The organism is Enterococcus sp. NBRC 3427 (assembly GCF_007996925.1).
Classification (GTDB): Bacteria; Bacillota; Bacilli; order Lactobacillales; family Enterococcaceae; genus Enterococcus_B; species Enterococcus_B lactis.
Genome location: NZ_BJLL01000120.1, coordinates 1 through 985, shown reverse-complemented (window position 1 = coordinate 985; position 985 = coordinate 1). Strand labels below are relative to the sequence as shown.

Below are 985 nucleotides of genomic sequence, written 5' to 3'. Positions count from 1 at the left end.
TTTTTTAGTGTTCTATCGAACACACAGTACGTTCAATAGGTAAACTAGCTATAACAATAGATATTAAAGTTAACGGACAAGAGGGCCTTTTTTAGGTAGCTAAAACGTAATAATGAAAATTTATTTCCAGAGATAGGAGTCAATCAGCTAGTCTGATCGACTGTTTTAACAAGTTGACTTTCATTTTAACTTTTGATACCATTTAAAACACAAATCGTAATTGTTTCGATTTGTGTTTTTTAGCATGACTACAATCAAAGAAGAAAGTGGGTCGTCCATATGGAAAAAACAGATATCTCAAGTGCATACCGCCGCTTGAAAAGCCCAAATATCAAAACACGAAAACGTGCGCTGAAGATCATCAAAGATGTGAAACGGAATAGTGGGAAAAGGTAAGAAGAAGGAAACTTAATTAAAAAAATAGCCGAAAAACGTTTTTCGGCTATTTTCAATAATCGGTTTTTGTGTAAGGTTTCCGAAAGAACTGCTGTTGATTTTCCATTTTTAACATATGATAAATTGGTAGAATCTTTCTTTTCAAATTGATACCATTCCCTAATTCCAGTTATATAGTTAACTACAGAACCACAAAGCACGTACGTTTATAAAAGTATTATCTGTAGTTATTTTTCAATTCCCTTTCAACCTCTTATTTTGACCAGTAGTATTGATCACTTTACCTTTTAACACCTTTGTTCGTTTTTGAAACATTTTTAGTCAAGAATGGAAACGTAACTACATAATCAAAGGTTTTGCGAAATATTTCATGAAATATTTCATGTAGAAGCGAGCAATACGGTTGCAAATAACCATTATCGTTTAATAAGCAGTTACGAAAGCTCCCAATATCTCTAACGTTCAGCTCACTCCATTTCTTTTCTTCAAAAAAATCAGTGATTCGTATCTCTTTCTATTTGTCGAAAAAGTTAACTTTAAAAAGTAACGCCGAAAAAATATGCAAAAAAATAAAAAAGCAGTTACTATT

General features: G+C 31.8%; 1 protein-coding gene. It reads left to right on the top strand.

Annotated features, from left to right (window positions below; translation table 11 throughout):
* Nucleotides 1-279 precede the first annotated feature (279 nt).
* On the top strand, nt 280-396 hold the full coding sequence (locus ESP02_RS13135; RefSeq protein ID WP_002288644.1) for a putative metal homeostasis protein: 117 nt from the start codon (nt 280-282) through the stop codon (nt 394-396).
* The last annotated feature ends 589 nt before the right edge of the window (nt 397-985 follow it).

Bases quoted from the DNA above. Each gene is read 5' to 3' on its own strand.
- ESP02_RS13135 (WP_002288644.1), top strand. From the start codon at position 280: ATGGAAAAAACAGATATCTCAAGTGCATACCGCCGCTTGAAAAGCCCA.